Origin of the sequence: Amycolatopsis sp. DG1A-15b (genome assembly GCF_030285645.1) — a bacterium.
GTDB lineage: Bacteria > Actinomycetota > Actinomycetes > Mycobacteriales > Pseudonocardiaceae > Amycolatopsis.
The window spans coordinates 9,881,023-9,898,194 of record NZ_CP127296.1 but is presented as its reverse complement, the minus strand read 5'-3'; the positions used below and the strand labels follow the sequence as shown (position 1 = coordinate 9,898,194).

Below are 17,172 nucleotides of genomic sequence, written 5' to 3'. Positions count from 1 at the left end.
CTCGAAGAGCCGTTGTCAGATGAGCTTCTGGCCGACCAGGTACTCGGCGACCTTGGTGCCGCCGTCGCCCTCGTCTTCGACCTTCTCGCCGGCGGTGCGCGGCGGCTTCGGCGAGGCTTCGGTCACGGTGGACCACGCGTTGCCGAGGCCGACCTCGCTCGCGTCGATGCCCAGGTCGGCGATGGTGAACGTCTCGACCGGCTTCTTCTTCGCGGCCATGATGCCCTTGAACGACGGGTAGCGCGGCTCGTTGATCTTCTCGCCGACGCTCACGATCGCGGGCAGGCTCGCCTCGAGGTGGGTGAGGCCGTCCTCGGTCTCGCGGGTGGCCTTGATCGTCGAACCGTCGACGGTCAGCTCACGCACGTAGGTGACCTGCGGCAGGCCCAGCAGCTCGGCGAGGATCGCCGGGATGGCGCCACCGCGGCCGTCGGACGACTCGTTGCCGGCGATGACCAGGTCGAAGCCCTCGACCTTGCCGATCGCGGCGGCGAGCACCTTGGCGGTGGCGATCGCGTCGGAGCCGTGCAGCGCCTCGTCGGAGACGTGGATGGCCTTGTCGGCGCCCATGGACAGTGCCTTGCGGATGGCGTCGGTCGCGCGGTCGGGGCCCACCGAGATCACGGTGACCTCGCCCTCGCCGGCTTCCTTGATCTTCAGTGCTTCTTCGACGGCCTTCTCGTTGATCTCGTCGAGCACGGCGTCGGCGGATTCGCGGTCAAGGGTGTGGTCGGACCCGTTGAGCTTCCGCTCCGAGTAGGTGTCCGGTACCTGCTTGACCAGGACGACGATGTTGGTCATGGGTCTGCTTCGACCTCCCGGTTCGTGGCCCGCGGACGACCACGGGACAGTGCTCTACTGGCCGGTAGATTAGGACCAATCGGCGCGCGGGACCCGTCGAGGTGACGTCATTCACCTGGATGCGCAATCTAGTGGGACCATCGTCCCGATAGTTGACCGGTTACCCCACCCGAACTGCCGTTCGTCCAATCGGACCAACCACGGCCTACTGGCGGTGGGTGTCAGGCATTAACCTCCCCCACCATGCCCGCGCGCATCGCCGTCATCACCGACTCGAGCTCCTGCCTGCCCGACCTCGTCGCTTCTCGCTGGGCCATCGGCGTCGTCCAGATCCAGCTGAGCCTGGGAAGCCACTACGACGACGAAAACCGCTTCGACCGCGGCGAAGTGATCGACGCCATGAGAGCCGGGCAGGTGATCGCCACGGCGCCCCCGGACCCGGGGGCGTTCTTCTGGGCTTACCAGGAGGCGGCCACCGCCGGCGCGACCGCCATCGTCAGCATCCACATATCCGGCCGCATGTCCGACACCGTCCGCGCGGCCCGAGAGGCCGCCCAGCAGGTCCGCATCCCGGTGCACGTCCTGGACAGCCGCACCACCGGCATGAGTCTCGGCTTCGCCGCCGTGTCGGCCGCGCGGGCCGCCGCGGCCGGCGCGGACGCCGACCGGGTCATCGAAGCCGCCGAACGCCGGTGCACCACGAGCACCGAGTTCATCTACGTCGACACCCTCGAGTACCTCCGCCGCGGCGGCCGGATCGGCGCGGCGCAGGCCATGCTCGGCAGCGCGTTTTCGATCAAACCGCTGCTCACGGTCAAGGACGGCGAGGTCGCGCCGCTCGCCCGGGTCCCCGGCACAAAGCGCGCCCTGGCCAAGATGGTCGACCTCGCGGTGAAGAAGTCCGGCGGGTTCCGCGCCGACATCGCCGTGACCCGGTTCGGCGCCAGCGATCACGAACTGGAGATCGGCAGGCAGATCGAACGCCGGGTGCCGGCGATGGTCGAGAGCATGGTCGTCGAAGCGAGCACGGTCATCGGCGCGCACCTCGGCCCCGGCGCGCTCGGCATCACGGTGTCGCCGGTGGGCTGACCCGCCGGGCCGGGACCAGCAGGACCACGAGCGGCAGCAGCACACCCAGCCCGGTCACCCCCACGATGAGGACCTGGTCGATCCGCTCGAAGTGCCCGACGTGGCCGAGGTGGTAGAGGAAGTGCGGGACGCCGAACAGCAGCGCCGAGACGGCCGCGAGCCGCGCCACCGCTGTGGTGCCGATCACGGCGGCCCCGACCAGCAGCGCCGCGAGCCCCAGGTTGAGCCCGCCGAAGTCGCGCAGGAGGTGCTCGTTGAACGGCCCGTCCATCGACACCCAGCCGGTGCGGAAGCCGGGAAAGTCCTGGTAGAAGCCGGTCGGCGAGACCAGTGGCCAGATTCCGGCCACGGCCTCGACCAAGCCGAAGACGACGAGCAGTACGCGGGTGATGGTCCGTTGCATGACCACGGAACGAGACGGCGGCGCCGGACGTGACACCCGCTAGGGTCGCGGAGGTGACCACCCCAGCCACCCGGGCCGAGGCGCTGCATCTGACCGGCGAGCGGACCGTCCCCGGCATCGCCGAGGAGAATTACTGGTTCAGGCGCCACGAAGCCGCGTACGCCGCCCTGCTCCCCCACTGCGTGGACGCAATGGTCCTCGAAGCCGGCTGCGGCGAGGGCTACGGCGCGAGCCTCCTCGCCACGACGGGCCGCCGGGTGCTCGCGCTCGACTACGACGTCCCGACCACCGAGCACGTCGCCCGTCGCTATCCCGAGCTCGCCGTCGCGCGGGCGAACCTGGCCTTCCTCCCGGTCCGGGACGGCGCGGTCGACGTCGTGGCCAACTTCCAGGTCATCGAGCACCTGTGGGACCAGGCCGGGTTCCTCGCCGAGTGCCGGCGGGTGTTGTCACCGAACGGCAAACTGCTGGTCACGACGCCGAACCGGCTGACCTTCACCCCGGACAGCGACACGCCACTGAACCCGTTCCACACGCGCGAGCTGGCGCCGTCCGAACTGGCCGGGCTGCTCACCGACGCAGGCTTCGCCGTCGAATCGCTGCACGGGCTGCACCACGGCCAGGCTGTGCGCGCTCTCGACGAGCGGTACGGCGGTTCGATCATCGACGCCCAGCTCGACGTGGTCATGGGCAAGCTGCCGGGGCAGGCCGAGTGGCCGGAAGCCCTGCTCGCCGACGTCGCCGCGATCGAGGCCACCGGGTTCGACATCCACGGCGACGACCTGGACGCCAGCCTCGACCTGATCGCCGTGGCGGTGCGCCGATGAGCGAGGGGACCTTCTGCCTCGTCGTGCACAGCCACCTGCCGTGGCTGCCGCACCACGGGAGCTGGCCGGTCGGCGAGGAATGGCTCTACCAGGCGTGGGCGCACTCCTACCTGCCGATGGTCGAGCTCCTGGAGCGCTTCGCCGACGAAGGCCGCCGCGACGTGCTGACGCTGGGCGTCACGCCGGTGCTGGCCGCGCAGCTCGACGACCCGTACAGCATCCGCGCGTTCCACGACTGGCTCGGCCACTGGCAGCTGCGTGCCCAGCACGCGGCGACGCTGTGGCGCGGCGACCCGCTGCTGCGCGAGCTCGCCGCGGCCGAGCACCGGACCGCCGTCCGCGCGGCCGAAGAGCTCGGGACGCGGTGGCGGCACGGGTTCTCCCCGGTCCTGCGGTCCCTGGTCGACAATTCGACCATCGAGCTGCTCGGCGGCCCGCTCGCCCACCCGTTCCAGCCGCTGCTGGACCCGCGGGTGCGTGAGTTCGCGCTGAACGGCGGTCTCGCCGACACGGCCCTGCGGCTCGGGACGCGCCCGGAGGGGATCTGGGCCCCCGAGTGCGGCTACGCGCCTGGTATGGAAAACGACTACGCGGCGGCGGGCGTGCGGCGGTTCATGGTCGACGGCCCGTCGCTGCGCGGCGAGACCTGGGCCGCCCGGCCGGTCGGCGACACCGACGTCCTCGCCTTCGGCCGGGACCTCGAGGTCACCTACCGCGTCTGGTCACCGAAGGCCGGCTACCCCGGCCACGCCGCCTACCGCGACTTCCACACCTGGCAGCACGAGGTCGGCCTCAAGGCCGCACGGGTCACCGGCAAGACGGTCGAGCCGCAGGACAAGGCACCCTACGACCCGGCGCTCGCCGCGGACGTGCTGGAGACGCACGTCAAGGACTTCGTCGAGACCGTCGTGACTCGCCTGCGGTCGCTGAAGCGCCAACACGGGCGTGAGGCGCTCGTGGTCGCCGCGTACGACACGGAGCTGTTCGGGCACTGGTGGCACGAAGGGCCGGCGTGGCTGGAAGGCGTGCTGCGCGCGCTCCCCGACGCCGGTGTGCGGGTGACGACGCTGAAGGGTGCGATGGAAGCCGGCCACGTCGGCGAGCCGATCGACCTGCCATCGTCGTCGTGGGGGTCGGGCAAGGACTGGCGCGTCTGGGATGGCGAGCAGGTCAAGGACATGGTCGCCGCCAACGCCGCGTTGCAGGACCGGCTGCTCGACCTGGTCGCCGGGCTGGACCGGACGGCCCGGGACACCGTCGCCGACCAGGCCGTCGCCGAGGCGATGCTGGCGCTGGAAAGCGACTGGGCGTTCATGGTCACCAAGGACTCGGCCGCGGACTACGCGCGCCGTCGCGCGGCGGTCCACACCGAGCGCTTCGACGCGCTGGCCGGGCTGCTGCGCCGCGGCGATCGCGCGCGCGCCGTCGAGGTCGCCGCCGCCTACCGCGCCGACGACGGACCGTTCGGGCACCTCGACGCCCGGGCGCTGAAGCACGACTGAAAGGGACCCTCCGGATGGGAATCCACGAAATTCCGCTCAAGACCCTCGACGGGCGGGACGGCTCGCTGGGCGAGTTCGCGGGCAAGGCGCTGCTCGTGGTCAACGTCGCGTCGAAGTGCGGCCTGACCCCGCAGTACTCCGGCCTCGAGCGGCTGCAGGAACGCTTCGGCGAGCAGGGCTTCTCCGTCGTCGGGTTCCCGTGCAACCAGTTCGCCGGGCAAGAACCTGGTAGCGCGGACGAGATCCAGACGTTCTGCTCGACGACCTACGGCGTCACGTTCCCGTTGTTCGAGAAGATCGACGTCAACGGCGAAGGCCGCCACCCGCTCTACGCCGAGCTGACCGAGACCGCTGACGACGAAGGCGCCGCCGGCGACGTCCAGTGGAACTTCGAGAAGTTCCTCGTCGGCGTGGACGGCGAGGTCCTGGCGCGGTTCCGGCCGCGCACCGAGCCCGAGGACGAGGCGGTCGTCAAGGCCATCGAGGCGGCCCTGCCGGCTTGATGTGACGGTGCGGACCGGCCGTGGTCGAAATCAGGACGAGCCCGCTTCGATCACGGCTCGCACGCATTTCGCGACCACCGCCGGGTCCGCCTTGATCACGCGACGGTCGTAGGTGAGCAGTCCGTTGACCTCGTTTTCGACATCGGTCGTCTGGGTGTAGACGGCCCCGGACAAGCCGCGGTCCGCCACGACCCGCTCGAGGGCGGCGCTCACCTCGGCGTAGCGCTCGGTGAGCCGCTCTCGCGTCGGCGTCATCTCGTACGCGTTCGGCGGGCCCGGCCAGCAGTGGTCGTCCAACACCAGGCCGAGGCCGCCGTACTCGCCGTCGACGATCGCGCGGCCGTCGCGCACCGACGGCGAACCCGGGCCCACGTACGTGTGGTCGTCGTAGACGTCGCCCGCGCCGCTGTCCGGCCGCGAAAAGCAGCAGTTGACGCCGCTGTTCGCGATCACCAGCCGCGTCGGGTCGAGGGTTTTGACCGATTCCGCGACACGGGCCGTGTCGAACTCGCCCCAGCCCTCGTTGAACGGGACCCAGCCGGCGATCGACGGGACCGCTTGCAGCTGCGTCACCATTTCGGCCAGCTCCGCCTCGAACCGCTCACGCGCCCGCGGGACCGGGTCCGGCGCGATCCCCGGCGGCCCGTCGAACGACACGGTCAGCGACGGCATGTCCTGCCAGACGAGCAAGCCCAGCGTGTCGGCCCAGTGGTACCAGCGGGCCGGCTCGACCTTGACGTGTTTGCGGACGAAGTTGAAGCCCAGCTCCTTCGTCTTCTCGAGGTCGAACCGCAGGGCGTCGTCGGTGGGGGCGGTGGAGATGCCGTCCGGCCAGTAGCCCTGGTCGAGCGGTCCGTGCAGAAAAGTGACACGGCCGTTGAGCGCGATCCGCGGCCGGCCCTGCGGGTCCGGGACCAGGCCGATCGTCCGGAGGCCGGCGTAGCTGCCGACCTCGTCCGAAATCGAACCACGCCCGTCGAGGAGCTGGACGCGCAGCGAGTAGAGGTGCGGGTCGTCGGGCGTCCAGAGGCGCGGCGAAGGAACGTCCACGCGCACCGACGTCCCGGCCGCACCCGACGCCCGCGCCACCTCGGTGCCGTTTGCCGAAAGAATGACAACGACCTCGGCACCGCCGGTGACCTGCGGGAACACCGTCACGCCGGTCAGGTCGGGAGTCAGCTCCAGCCTCTCGATCCTGGTCTCGGGGACCGGCTCCAGCCACACCGTTTGCCAGATTCCGGACGACGGGGTGTAGCAGATGCCGCCGGGCGCGTTGCGCTGCTTGCCGACCGGGAAGGGCTCGATGTCGGTGCGGTCCTCGGCGCGGACGGTCAGCTCCTGCGGCCCCGAAGCACGCAGGACGTCGGTGACGTCCGCGCTGAACGCCGTGTACCCGCCTTCGTGGGTCGCGACGAGCTGGTTGTTGACCCAGACCTTCGCCGTCTGGTCGACCGCGCCGAAGTGCAGGAGGACCCGTGAGCCGTGCCAGTCGGAGGGGACTTCGAAAAGACGCCGGTACCAGAGGACTTCGTCGCGTCGTCCAATTCCGGACAACGCCGATTCCGGCGGGAAGGGGACCAGGATGCGCTCGGCGTAGCCGGACGGCCGTGGTTCATCCGGCGACGACGGCCAGCCCGCGTACTCCCAGACGCCGTTGAGGTTCAGCCAGCGAGGCCGCGTCAGCTGGGGCCGGGGGTACTCGGGCAGGGCGTTGTCCGGAGCGACGTCGGCGCTCCACGGGGTCGGCAGGGGCGGGTCGAGCCGGCGCCAGCCGGGGTCCTTGTCAGGAGTCATCCCGGTCGATGGTGGCAGAGATCCTCACCCTGGCCAGTGATCGAGATCACATGTGAACACCTCGCCAGCACGGGCGCGTCGAGGCCTCCTGACTCGCGAGTAACCTCTGCCCATGCGAGTGCTGATGCTGTCCTGGGAGTACCCGCCCGTGGCCATCGGGGGCCTGGCCCGGCACGTCCACGCGCTCGCTACCCACCTCGCCCGCCAGGGCCACGAGGTCGTCGTGCTCTGCCGGCACGCCGCCGGCACCGACGCCGGAACGCACCCGCGCACCGACCGCGTCGTCGAGGGCGTGCGGATCATCCGGGTCGCCGAAGACCCGATGCACGTGACGTTCGAACGGGACCTCGTCGCCTGGACGCTGGCCATGGGGCACGCCATGATCCGCGCCGCGCAGGACCTGCTGCGCAGCTGGCAGCCCGACGTCGTCCACGCGCACGACTGGCTGGTCGCCCACCCGGCCATCGCGATCGCCGAGGCGGCGCGGGTGCCGCTGGTCGGCACGATCCACGCGACCGAGGCGGGGCGGCACTCCGGCTGGCTGTCGCACCCCCTGAACCAGCAGGTCCACTCGGTCGAATGGTGGCTCGCGAACCGCGCCGACGCGCTGATCACCTGCTCGCAGGCGATGCGTCGCGAAGTCGCGTACCTCTTCGAGGTCGAGGCGGCCGACGTCACGGTGATCCACAACGGCATCGAGGAGCGCGGGTGGCAGGTGCCCGCGGACGAGATCGCGCGCGCCCGCGAGGTCTACAGCCCGGCCGGTGCGCCGCTGTTGCTCTACTTCGGACGACTCGAGTGGGAAAAGGGCGTGCAGGACCTCCTGGCCGCGCTCCCCCGCATCCGGCGCCGCCACCCGGGCACCCGCGTGGTCGTTGCCGGAAAAGGACGACACTTCGACGAGCTGGTCGAGCAGTCGCGGAAGCTGCGGGTGCGGCGCGCGGTCGACTTCGTCGGGCACCTCTCCGACCGCGACCTCCGCGCGGCGCTGGCCGCGGCCGACGCCGTCGTGCTGCCGAGCCGGTACGAGCCGTTCGGCATCGTCGCGCTGGAGGCCGCGGCCGCGAAGGCACCGCTGGTGGCGTCGACCGCCGGCGGGCTCGGCGAGGTCGTCGTCCACGGCGAGACCGGGCTGGCGTTCAGCCCCGGGGACGTCACCGCGCTGGCCGCCGCGGTGACGACGGTGCTCTCCGACGCCGACGCCGCGGCCGAGCGGGCCCGGGCCGCGCAGTCCCGGCTGGCCGCGGACTTCGACTGGGGCCGGATCGCCGAAGCGACCGCCGAGGTCTACCGGCGGGCGAAGCCGGGCGAACCGGTCGAGCTGCCCCGCCCCAAGATCGCCACCGGCAACGCCTTCGAACCGGTGCCGGCCGAGATCCCGGAAGTCTAGGTAGCCGCCCCGCTCAGAACCGGCAGGGCCGGAAGCACGCCGGAGCGGCCGAAACGGTCGTGGTCGTTATTCCGTCCACGGCGAACGCGAGCGAAAGCACGACGATGAGGGTGGCGGCGGCAGCTCTGAACCTGCTGGTCATGGGGACTCCTCGGGAAGCGGCGGCGCGATCGGCGCCTCGCAGCGAGCATCCGCGCCGCCTCCCGGGGAAACAATAAGCGGAACAGCACGGGCCGGTACGTATTCGTCTTCCGTGATCGGTTCGTCCGGTTCAACGGGTTCCCTTCAGCAGCCGGTGAACGCCGGCCTCACGTCCGCACCGGACAGCTGCTCCGGGCTCATGGCCGAAAAAACGCCACCGGCCAATTCGCCGGCGTTCGGCCCCGAGCGTCACAGTCGGGTCTCGGGTGACAACCCGCTGGCCTGCGCAAACGCCTTGAAGACACGAACCCAACTCCGCGAGGTCACCATGAAGATCCTCTCCCTCACCGCAGCCGGCCTGCTCGCACTCACCCCGGCGGCCGCCGCGCAGACCGCCACCCCGCCACCGCTGCCCACTTGGCTGAAGCTGTCCGCCTCCAGCGGACATCCCGGCGAAAAGGTCTCCCTCACTGTCGCGTGCGAAGGCGAAGCGAGCCCGGTCACGACAAAAGCTCTGCGCATCACCGCGCCGTTGGACCGCAACGCCGAGGGACACCAGCCGTGGGCGTTTTTCGGCGAAAGCGTCGTCGCCGCCGTCGCGCCCGGCACCTATCCGGTCTCCGTCCGCTGCGCGGGTAAAGCCCTGAGCGTGCGCTTCACGGTCCTGGCGGCGAAGTCCCGGCCCGGCCAGGTGAAGGTCCTCCCCCACGGCGCACCCCGGACCGGGGACGGCTCGGCCGCCTAGAAGACCGGCAGCAGGACGCCGTGCTCGGATTCCGATCGCGGGCCGAAGATGCGGCGGTCGGCTTCGGCGATCGGGACGTCGTTGATGCTCGCTTCGCGGCGGCGCATCAGGCCTTCGTCGCTGAACTCCCAGAGCTCGTTGCCGTAGCTGCGGAACCACTGGCCCTCGGCGGTCCGGGACTCGTACTGGAACCGGACGCCGATGCGGTTGCCGCGAAACCCCCATAATTCCTTGCGCAGGGCGTAGTCCAGCTCGCGCGCCCATTTCTCGGTGAGGAACTCGACGATCCGCGCGCGTCCGACGACGTGCCGGTCGCGATTGCGCCAGACCGAGTCCTCCGTGTACGCGAGCGAGACGCGCTCGGGGTCGCGGGTGTTCCACGCGTCTTCGGCGGCCTGGACCTTCTGGCGGGCGGTGTCTTCGTCGAACGGCGGGAACGGCGGGCGCGGGGTCATGCGAGCTCCTTCCGGACGCAGAGAACGTGCGTTCTCAGCTGCTCCCGCTAGACTAGAGAACGATCATTCTCAGCGCCAGGGGCAGGTGACATGGATTCCACGGAGGCGACCGACCGGCTGCTGGAGGCCGCCGAGGACCTCTTCTACGCCCACGGCGTGCAAGCGGTCGGGATGGACGCCGTCCGCGAACGCTCCGGCGTCTCGCTCAAGCGGCTCTACCAGTGCTTCCCGGCGAAGAACGACCTGGTCGAGGCGTACCTGCTTCGCCGCGACGAACGCTGGCGCGGCTCGTTGCGCGATTTCGTCCACGCCCGCGGCGACGACCCTCTGGCCGTGTTCGCCTGGCTGAAGAACTGGTTCGCCGAGCCGGGTTTCCGCGGCTGCGCGTTCATCAACTCCTTCGGCGAGTTCGGCGAGCCCGCCCCCGGCATCGCCGCCGCGATCCGCAAGCACAAGGACGAGGTCCGGGCCTACCTGCGCGGTCTCGTGCCCGACCGGAGCGTTGCCGACCAGCTGTTCGCGCTCATGGAGGGTGCGACCGTGCTCGCCGCCATCACCGGCGATCCCCGCGAAGCGGAGACGGCCGGTGAGGCGGCGAAGGTCCTGCTGGCCACTCAGGGGTAGAGCGTCAGGCTCGGATCGAGCGCGACCTCGGCCAGCTGGGCGAGGCTCAGGGGCGGCGACGGCATGTCCGGCTCACCACCGTACTTCGCGTCGCCGGCGACGTTCTGCGCCTCGACGATGAGGCCGGTGCCGTCGGCCTTGGTGACGTTCACCCGATTGGCCGTCGGGCCACCCGGCGTGGTGAGCATCTCTTCGACGATCGTTTCGCCGTGGGGTCCGGTCCGGCGGTCGCACGAACCCTGCATCTTTTCGGGCGGCGGGCTGCACTCGGTCGCCGGGCCGGCGCTGCCGCCGAGCCGGGTGACGATGGCCCAGACGTTGCCCTTGTGCGTCTTTTCCGTCGTCGAGGCCGCGGCCATGAAGTAGTCCTCGCCGCCGCTGCACGTGCTGTCCTTCGCCACCGGCGCGGAAAAGACGTGGTAGAACGCCAGCGGCCCGTGCTGGGTGCCCTTCGGGTACTGCCCCAGCGTGTGGACGCCCAGCGTCGTACCCGCGGCGAGGCGCTGCCGGACGGCGTCGGTGAGCGCCGTCGTCAACCGGTCCGCCACCACGTCCGTCTTCTCCCGGAGCGGTGCCCCGGTCGGCCGCGGGTCGCGGCTGCACCCTTCCGGCGACGGGGGCGGCGTACTGGCCGCTCCCGGCTGCACCACGCTCGGCGCGGGACCGCCCGGGGCGAGGACGAGCACCGCGCCGGCGGCCACCGCCGCGACGCCCGCGCCCGCGGCGGTCCACGGGTTCGCCACGCGGCGCACCCGCGCCCGGCGGCGTTCGCGGTCCAGCACCGCCTCGACGTCCACTGTGGACGGTGGGACGACGCCGATCGCCGCGTCGAACTGGTCCTTGCTCATTTCTTCCTCCATCAGTTCTGGCTCGCGGCGACGAGCGCGCGCAGCGAGTCGAGCCCGCGCGCGGTCTGGCTCTTCACGGTTCCGGGCGAACACTCGAGGATCTCGGCGGTCTCCTCGATCGACAGGTCGCAGTAGTAGCGCAGCACCACCGCGGCCCGGCGCCGCGGCGGCAGCGCGTCGAGCAGTTCCAGCAGGCCGAGCCGTTCGACGACGTCGTCGGCGGGCGGCACCGGCAGTTCCGGCAGCGTCTCCGCCGGCTCTTCCCGCCGCCACGCCCGGCCCTTCTCGTCCAGCCACGTGCGCACGAGGATCCGGCGGACGTAGGCGTCGAGGTGCTCCACCTGCCGGGCCCGCAGCCAGTTCCGGTACAGCTTGCCGACGCTGATCGACACCAGATCGTCGGCGAGGTGCCAGTCCCGGCACAGCAGGTACGCCGTGCGGCGCATGACTTCCATCCGGGCCGTGACGTAATCGCGGTAACCCGCTTCTTCCGACCGTTTCACCAGTTCCTCCTCGTTGCCCCAACACCTGTCGAACGGGGGTCGCGGGCGCTGGGGTTGCCCGGAGATCGAAATCCGGGCAACCCGCCGCCGCGGCCGGCCCGTTCCACGAACCGGGGGACCCGACAGTGAGGAACCATTCCATGAGGAAACCGATCACCGCGGTCATCGCGGTGACCTTGGCCGCGGGCGTGCTCACCGCACCCGGCGCGGCGGCCGCCCCGGCGGACGGACCGGCGGGGACGCCGAGCCGGATCACCCTGGTCACCGGCGACCAGGTGCTGGTCAGCGGCACGGACGTGCGGGTGCTGCCCGCCCGCCGGGACCGCCCGGTGCCGTTCCGGCAGTACACCCGCCACGGCGACAGCTACGTCCTGCCCGGCGACGCCGCCGGGCTGGTCCACGCCGGGCGGCTCGACGAGCAGCTGTTCAACGTCACCGGCCTGCTGCGCCAGGGTTACGACGACGCCCGGACGCCGCACGTGCCGCTGCTGGTCCGGCAGGCGGGCCCGGCGGTCGCCGCCCGGACCGGCGTGGCCGCCCGGCCGGCCGCGCTCGGCTACACCGCGCTCGACGAGCCCAAGTCCGGCGCCGCGGCGTTCTGGAACCGGCTCGCCACCGAACCCGCCACGCTCGCGGCAAGCACCGCGAAGGTGTGGCTCAACGCGAAGGTGCAGGCGAGCCTCGACCAGAGCGTGCCGCAGATCGGCGCGCCCGCGGCGTGGCAGGCGGGCCTCACCGGCCGCGGCGTGACCGTCGCGGTGCTCGACACCGGCATCGCCACCGCCCACCCGGACTTCGCCGGCCGCGTGGGCCCGGGCAAGGACTTCACCGGCAAGGGCAGCGTCGAAGACGACCAGGGGCACGGCACGCACGTGGCCTCGACGATCGCCGGCTCCGGCGCGGCGTCGGGCGGGAAGTACCGGGGAGTGGCGCCCGACGCGACCCTGGCCGTCGGCAAGGTCCTCGACGAATCCGGCCACGGCACGTTCGACACCGTCCTGGCCGGCATGCAGTGGGCGGTGACCGAGGCGCACGCCCGCGTGGTGAACATGAGCCTCGGCAGCGGCCCGTCGGACGGGACCGATCCGGTGTCCGAAGCCGTGAACAGCCTGACCCACGACTACGGCACCCTGTTCGTTGTCGCCGCGGGCAATTCCGGCCACGACGAGACCGTCGCGAGCCCGGCGGCGGCCGACGCCGCGCTCGCCGTGGCCAGCGTGTCCAAAAAGGACGTCCTGAGTGCGTTCTCCAGCCGCGGACCCCGGCCCGGCGACGGCGCGGCCAAGCCGGACGTCGCCGCCCCCGGCGAGTCGATCACCGCGGCGCGGCCGGCCGGGATCCCACCGGCGGGCGACCCGGTCGGCGACGGCTACCAGACGCTGAACGGCACGTCGATGGCTACGCCGCACGTCGCGGGCTCGGCGGCGATCCTGGCCCAGCAGCACGCCGATTGGCCGGCGGAGCGGCTCAAGGCCGCACTGACCAGCAGCGCCACGCCCGTCGACGCCGGACCGGCGGCGGTCGGCACCGGCCGCGTCGACGTCGCCCGCGCGACGACCACGCCGGTCACCGCCACCGGCGCGGCGTCGGCGTACCTCCCCTGGCCCAACCACGGGATGACCAAGAAGGCGACAGTCACCTGGTACAACTCCGGCGCCACGCCGGTGACGCTGACGCTTGCCAGTGACCTCGGCGGTCTGGTCACCTTCCCGGCGGCCGTGACGGTGCCCGCGGGCGGCAGCACCCCGGTGGAACTCACGTTCGCCGCCCACGACGGCGCTCCGGGCACCCACGCCGGCATCCTCACCGCGCGCGGTGACGGTGTCAGCACCCGGACCGCGCTGTCGGTCCGGCAGGAGGGGGAGATGTACGACCTGACCATCGGCCTGGTCGACCGCGACGGCAAGCCGTGGGCGCCGACCGGCTACCCGCCGGTGGCGATCATCGACCTCGACACCGGCTCGTTGACCCACGCCGAGCCGGGCACGTACCGGTTGCCGCGCGGCCGGTACGCCGTGCACAGCCACATCGAGACGCCGCGGCCTGGTCAGGAGCCGTCGCACAGCTTCCTCAGCCTGCCGGAACTGGTGCTCGACCACGACGTCACGCAGACTTTCGACGCGCGCGACGGCAAGCCGATGTCACTGGAGCCGGACAACCCCGCGGCGCGCGGCGGCACTCACCACGTCGAGCTGCTCAGCCGGATCACCGCCTGTGCCTGCGTCTTCGCGGACAACACCGACCTCGACCCGCGCTTCCACGAAGCCTTCGCCGCGACGGTGCCGGGGACCTCGTCGGCCGCCTTCGCCTTCGACCAGCAGCGCCGGGCCACCGAACCGGACCTCGAGCTGACCGCGGACGACGGGAAGCCGTTCGCGGTCCGGGGCATGTGGCTGGAGTCGGCCGCGCCGGCAGGCAGCAGCACGCTGCCGGTCGTGTCCGGCGGGGCCGGCACACCTGAGGACCTGGCCGGGATCGACGCCCACGGCAAGCTCGTGGTCATCCGGCTGCCCCAGGACACGCCGATCACCGAGACCTACCAGCGGCTCGCGAACGTCGAGCACGCCGGGGCGAAGCTCGGCCTGGTCTCCATGGCCGGCGACCCGGCCGCGGCCACGGTGCTCGGCGGCGGTGTCCCGACGCTGACCATGCCGACGATCTGGAGCGGGATGTCGGTGACCGGACAGCGCCTGGCGGAGCTGGCGAAGAAGGGCGGCGCTTCGGCGACGGTGGTCAGCCGTCCGTCGCCGAACTTCCGCTACGAACTCGCCGATGGCGTCGAGCAGGCGGTGACGGCCGCCCGCGTGCAGCGGCCGAAGACGCGTGACCTCGCCGAGGTGCGCACCGCCTACCACGACAACGTTCCCTCGACCATCCGTTACGTCGCCGGGTACGAGTTCTTCGGTCGGAAGGTCGGCTACGGCTACACCGAACCCGTGGCCGACCAGCAGGAACGCACCGAGTACTACTCCCCCGGCCGGTGGGAGACGATCTGGACCGCCGGTTACCTCGGGGAACTGACGGAGAAGCTCGACCTCGCCGCGGGCCGCAGGTACCAGCTCGCCTGGAACAAGGCCGTGGCCGGCCCGTCGTTGCGCGGGCTGACCGTGACCCACTCCGGCGAACAGCCGCGGCCGTGGGCGTGGCGCAAGGACGGCGTCTTCGACATGTGGCTGCCGCTGTTCGGCGACGCCGCCGGACGGCCGCGCACCGCCGCGTCGTTCGTCGGGGACACCGGTTCGGTGAGCCTCGCCAAGGACGGCGTCGCGATTCCGGTGGCCCCGGACGAGCCGGGCCGGGCCACCATCCCGGTGCCGGACGCCGACGGCGCGTACCGGCTCTCCGCGGACGTCCACCGGCACACCGCCTGGTGGCCACTGTGGACGGACGTGTCGGCGGAGTGGGGCTTCCGCTCGTCGGCGGTCGCGGACGGCCAGGCGCTGCCGCTGCTCACCGCCCGGTTCGACCCGGCGGTCGACCTCCGCAACCGCGCACCGGGCGGCCGGGTCTTCACGTTCCCGGCGTTCGTCGAGCGGCAAGGCGGCGGGGCCGGGACGAAACTGGCCGTCGAGACGTCCGTGGACGACGGGCGCACCTGGCAGCCCGCGGTCACCCTGCGGACCGGGGAGCACTGGACGGTCGTGGTGCGGAACCCGGCCAGTGGCTTCGTCTCGCTGCGGGCGAGCGCGTCGGACGACGGCGGGAACACCGTGCGGCAGACGGTGATCCGGGCGTACGCGATCTCCTGACGCGGAAATGAACCGGTCCGGTGACGGGGAGCCGCCGTCACCGGACCGGTCCGGACCACACCATCCCAATCAGTGTGGATCCGGCTTCCCCTCGTCAGGTAGGGGAAGCCGGGGCCCTGCTACCGGGCGTCCGTGAGGTACCGCGCGTAGGCACCCGTGGTGAGGAAGCTCGGCAGCTTCTCGCCCAGCGCGGTTTCGGTGAAGATCTCGTACGCGTCGTCGAGGCGGTGGCCCGTACCGAGCTCGGCGCGCACCGACGCGAGTTCGTCGTCCAGGAATTCGACCGCCAGCTCGCGGGTCAGCGCCGTGCCGTCCTCGAGCTTCGTGCCGTTGCGGATCCACTGCCAGATCTGGCAGCGCGCGATCTCCGCGGTGGCCGCGTCCTCCATCAGGTTGTGGATCGCCGCCGCGCCGGTGCCGCGCAGCCACGCGTCGACGTAGCGCAGGGCGACGTTGATGTTCGCGCGGACTCCCGCTTCGGTGACCTCGCCGCCGGCGCTGGCCACGTCGAGCAGGTCCTCGGCGGTGACGTCGACGTCTTCACGCAGCTTGCCGAGCTGGTTCGGCCAGCCGCCGAGCACGCCGTCGAAGACCTCGCGGCAGACCGGGACCAGGCCGGGGTGCGCGACCCACGAGCCGTCGAAACCGTCGCCGGCCTCGCGTTCCTTGTCCGCGCGAACCTTCTCGAGCGCGGTCGCGTTGATCTCCGGGTCCTTGCTCGGGATGAACGCGGCCATGCCGCCGATGGCGTGCGCGCGGCGCCGGTGGCAGGTGCGCACCAGCAGTTCGGTGTAGGCCCGCATGAACGGCACGGTCATGGTCACCTGTGCGCGGTCCGGCAGCACGAAGTCGGCGCCGTGCGCGGCGAAGTTCTTGATCATGCTGAAGATGTAGTCCCAGCGCCCGGCGTTCAGGCCGGCCGCGTGCTCGCGCAGCTCGTAGAGGATCTCGTCCATCTCGAACGCGGCGGTGATCGTCTCGATCAGCACCGTGGCGCGAATGGTGCCGCGCGGGATGCCGAGCTCGCGCTGCGCCAGCAGGAAGACGTCGTTCCACAGGCGTGCTTCGAGGTGGTTCTCGAGCTTCGGCAGGTAGAAGTACGGGCCGACGCCACGCGCGACCAGCTGGCGGGCGTTGTGGAAGAAGTACAGGCCGAAGTCGACCAGGCTCGCCGACACCGGGCGGCCGTCGATGCGGATGTGCTTCTCCACCAGGTGCCAGCCGCGGGGGCGCGCGACGATCGTCGCCGGGTCTTCGCCGATCGTGTAGCGCTTGCCGCCCGCCGACGCACTCTTTCCCGCGGAGGCGGCATCGGACACAGCGGTGGTGAAGTCGATGTTGCGGCGGATGGCGTCGTAGAGGTTGAGCTGGCCGTCGATGACGTTGTGCCACGTCGGCGACGTCGCGTCCTCGAAGTCCGCCAGCCACACCTTCGCGCCGGAGTTCAGCGCGTTGACCGTCATCTTGCGGTCGGTCGGGCCGGTGATCTCGACGCGGCGGTCCTCCAGGCCCGGCGCGGTCGGGGCGACGTGCCACGACTCGTCGTCGCGGATCCGGCGGGTCTCGGGCAGGAAGCCGAGCGGCTTCTCCCCGGACTGGAGTTCTTCGCGCCGCACGCGGCGGGCGTCGAGCAGCTCGCGCCGGCGTCCGGCGAACGTGTTGTCCAGCTTGGCCAGGAAGTCGAGTGCCGCCGGGGTCAGGATCTCCGCGAACCGGCCCTCGACCGGGCCGGTGACCTCGATGCGGTAGTTCAGCCGATCAACCATGGGGTGCCTCCGCGAGCTGTGGGCAGGGAAGG

16 protein-coding genes are annotated in these 17,172 nt (G+C 71.5%); 8 read left to right on the top strand and 8 right to left on the bottom strand.

Going from position 1 to position 17,172, the window contains the following annotated elements:
* Positions 1 to 15: 15 nt before the first annotated feature.
* Positions 16 to 801 (bottom strand): electron transfer flavoprotein subunit beta/FixA family protein, encoded by a 786-nt coding sequence (locus tag QRY02_RS46035; RefSeq protein WP_285988973.1) that lies wholly within the window; start codon positions 799 to 801, stop codon positions 16 to 18.
* 243 nt (positions 802 to 1,044) lie between these two features.
* Here QRY02_RS46035 and QRY02_RS46030 point away from each other — a divergent pair, with 243 nt between their 5' ends.
* Positions 1,045 to 1,890: a DegV family protein gene (locus QRY02_RS46030; protein ID WP_285988972.1), complete on the top strand. Its 846-nt coding sequence runs from the start codon at positions 1,045 to 1,047 to the stop codon at positions 1,888 to 1,890.
* Here the strand turns inward: QRY02_RS46030 and QRY02_RS46025 are convergent.
* Entirely contained in the window at positions 1,868 to 2,293 is a 426-nt protein-coding gene (locus QRY02_RS46025; RefSeq protein ID WP_285988971.1) for a hypothetical protein, read from the bottom strand. The two genes, QRY02_RS46030 and QRY02_RS46025, sit on opposite strands and share 23 nt — an antisense overlap.
* A 53-nt stretch (positions 2,294 to 2,346) precedes the next feature.
* On the opposite strand from QRY02_RS46025, the gene QRY02_RS46020 reads away from it, so the two are divergent.
* The 3 genes from QRY02_RS46020 to QRY02_RS46010 are packed head-to-tail and all read left to right on the top strand — an operon-like array spanning position 2,347 to position 5,125.
* A complete protein-coding gene (locus QRY02_RS46020) occupies positions 2,347 to 3,120 on the top strand; it encodes a class I SAM-dependent methyltransferase (RefSeq protein WP_285988970.1) in 774 nt (257 codons plus the stop codon).
* Positions 3,117 to 4,622: a 1,4-alpha-glucan branching protein domain-containing protein gene (locus QRY02_RS46015; RefSeq protein WP_285988969.1), complete on the top strand. Its 1,506-nt coding sequence runs from the start codon at positions 3,117 to 3,119 to the stop codon at positions 4,620 to 4,622. The genes QRY02_RS46020 and QRY02_RS46015 overlap by 4 nt, the downstream gene beginning before the upstream one ends.
* A gap of 14 nt (positions 4,623 to 4,636) precedes the next feature.
* Entirely contained in the window at positions 4,637 to 5,125 is a 489-nt protein-coding gene (locus QRY02_RS46010) for a glutathione peroxidase (protein ID WP_285988968.1), read from the top strand.
* 30 nt (positions 5,126 to 5,155) lie between these two features.
* On the opposite strand, the gene QRY02_RS46005 is transcribed toward QRY02_RS46010, so the two are convergent.
* Positions 5,156 to 6,919 carry a glycoside hydrolase family 2 protein gene (locus QRY02_RS46005; RefSeq protein WP_285988967.1) on the bottom strand — a complete coding sequence of 588 codons (1,764 nt, stop codon included), beginning with the start codon at positions 6,917 to 6,919 and terminating at the stop codon, positions 5,156 to 5,158.
* A 112-nt stretch (positions 6,920 to 7,031) separates the two neighbouring features.
* On the opposite strand from QRY02_RS46005, the gene QRY02_RS46000 reads away from it, so the two are divergent.
* Positions 7,032 to 8,309, top strand: a complete 1,278-nt coding sequence (locus tag QRY02_RS46000) for a glycosyltransferase family 4 protein (RefSeq protein WP_285988966.1) — start codon at positions 7,032 to 7,034, stop codon at positions 8,307 to 8,309.
* Positions 8,310 to 8,322: 13 nt separating this feature from the next.
* On the opposite strand, the gene QRY02_RS45995 is transcribed toward QRY02_RS46000, so the two are convergent.
* On the bottom strand, positions 8,323 to 8,451 hold the full coding sequence (locus tag QRY02_RS45995; RefSeq protein ID WP_285988965.1) for a hypothetical protein: 129 nt from the start codon (positions 8,449 to 8,451) through the stop codon (positions 8,323 to 8,325).
* A gap of 111 nt (positions 8,452 to 8,562) precedes the next feature.
* On the opposite strand from QRY02_RS45995, the gene QRY02_RS45990 reads away from it, so the two are divergent.
* A complete protein-coding gene (locus tag QRY02_RS45990; RefSeq protein WP_285988964.1) occupies positions 8,563 to 9,195 on the top strand; it encodes a hypothetical protein in 633 nt (210 codons plus the stop codon).
* Here QRY02_RS45990 and QRY02_RS45985 read toward each other — a convergent pair.
* Positions 9,192 to 9,650, bottom strand: a complete 459-nt coding sequence (locus tag QRY02_RS45985) for a nuclear transport factor 2 family protein (protein WP_285988963.1) — start codon at positions 9,648 to 9,650, stop codon at positions 9,192 to 9,194. The two genes, QRY02_RS45990 and QRY02_RS45985, sit on opposite strands and share 4 nt — an antisense overlap.
* Positions 9,651 to 9,740: 90 nt before the next feature.
* Between QRY02_RS45985 and QRY02_RS45980 the strand changes: the two genes are divergently transcribed.
* Positions 9,741 to 10,274 (top strand): TetR/AcrR family transcriptional regulator, encoded by a 534-nt coding sequence (locus QRY02_RS45980; RefSeq protein ID WP_285988962.1) that lies wholly within the window; start codon positions 9,741 to 9,743, stop codon positions 10,272 to 10,274.
* On the opposite strand, the gene QRY02_RS45975 is transcribed toward QRY02_RS45980, so the two are convergent.
* A complete protein-coding gene (locus QRY02_RS45975) occupies positions 10,265 to 11,122 on the bottom strand; it encodes a hypothetical protein (protein WP_285988961.1) in 858 nt (285 codons plus the stop codon). The two genes, QRY02_RS45980 and QRY02_RS45975, sit on opposite strands and share 10 nt — an antisense overlap.
* A gap of 11 nt (positions 11,123 to 11,133) precedes the next feature.
* Complete coding sequence (locus tag QRY02_RS45970) at positions 11,134 to 11,625, bottom strand: SigE family RNA polymerase sigma factor (RefSeq protein ID WP_285988960.1); 492 nt, start codon at positions 11,623 to 11,625, stop codon at positions 11,134 to 11,136.
* Between the two features lie 140 nt (positions 11,626 to 11,765).
* On the opposite strand from QRY02_RS45970, the gene QRY02_RS45965 reads away from it, so the two are divergent.
* The gene (locus tag QRY02_RS45965; protein WP_285988959.1) at positions 11,766 to 15,374 is read left to right on the top strand and encodes a S8 family serine peptidase; all 3,609 of its coding nucleotides are present in this window, start codon (positions 11,766 to 11,768) and stop codon (positions 15,372 to 15,374) included.
* A 119-nt stretch (positions 15,375 to 15,493) separates the two neighbouring features.
* Here QRY02_RS45965 and aceB read toward each other — a convergent pair whose 3' ends face one another.
* The gene (aceB, locus tag QRY02_RS45960; protein WP_285988958.1) at positions 15,494 to 17,140 is read right to left on the bottom strand and encodes a malate synthase A; all 1,647 of its coding nucleotides are present in this window, start codon (positions 17,138 to 17,140) and stop codon (positions 15,494 to 15,496) included.
* Positions 17,141 to 17,172 lie beyond the last annotated feature (32 nt).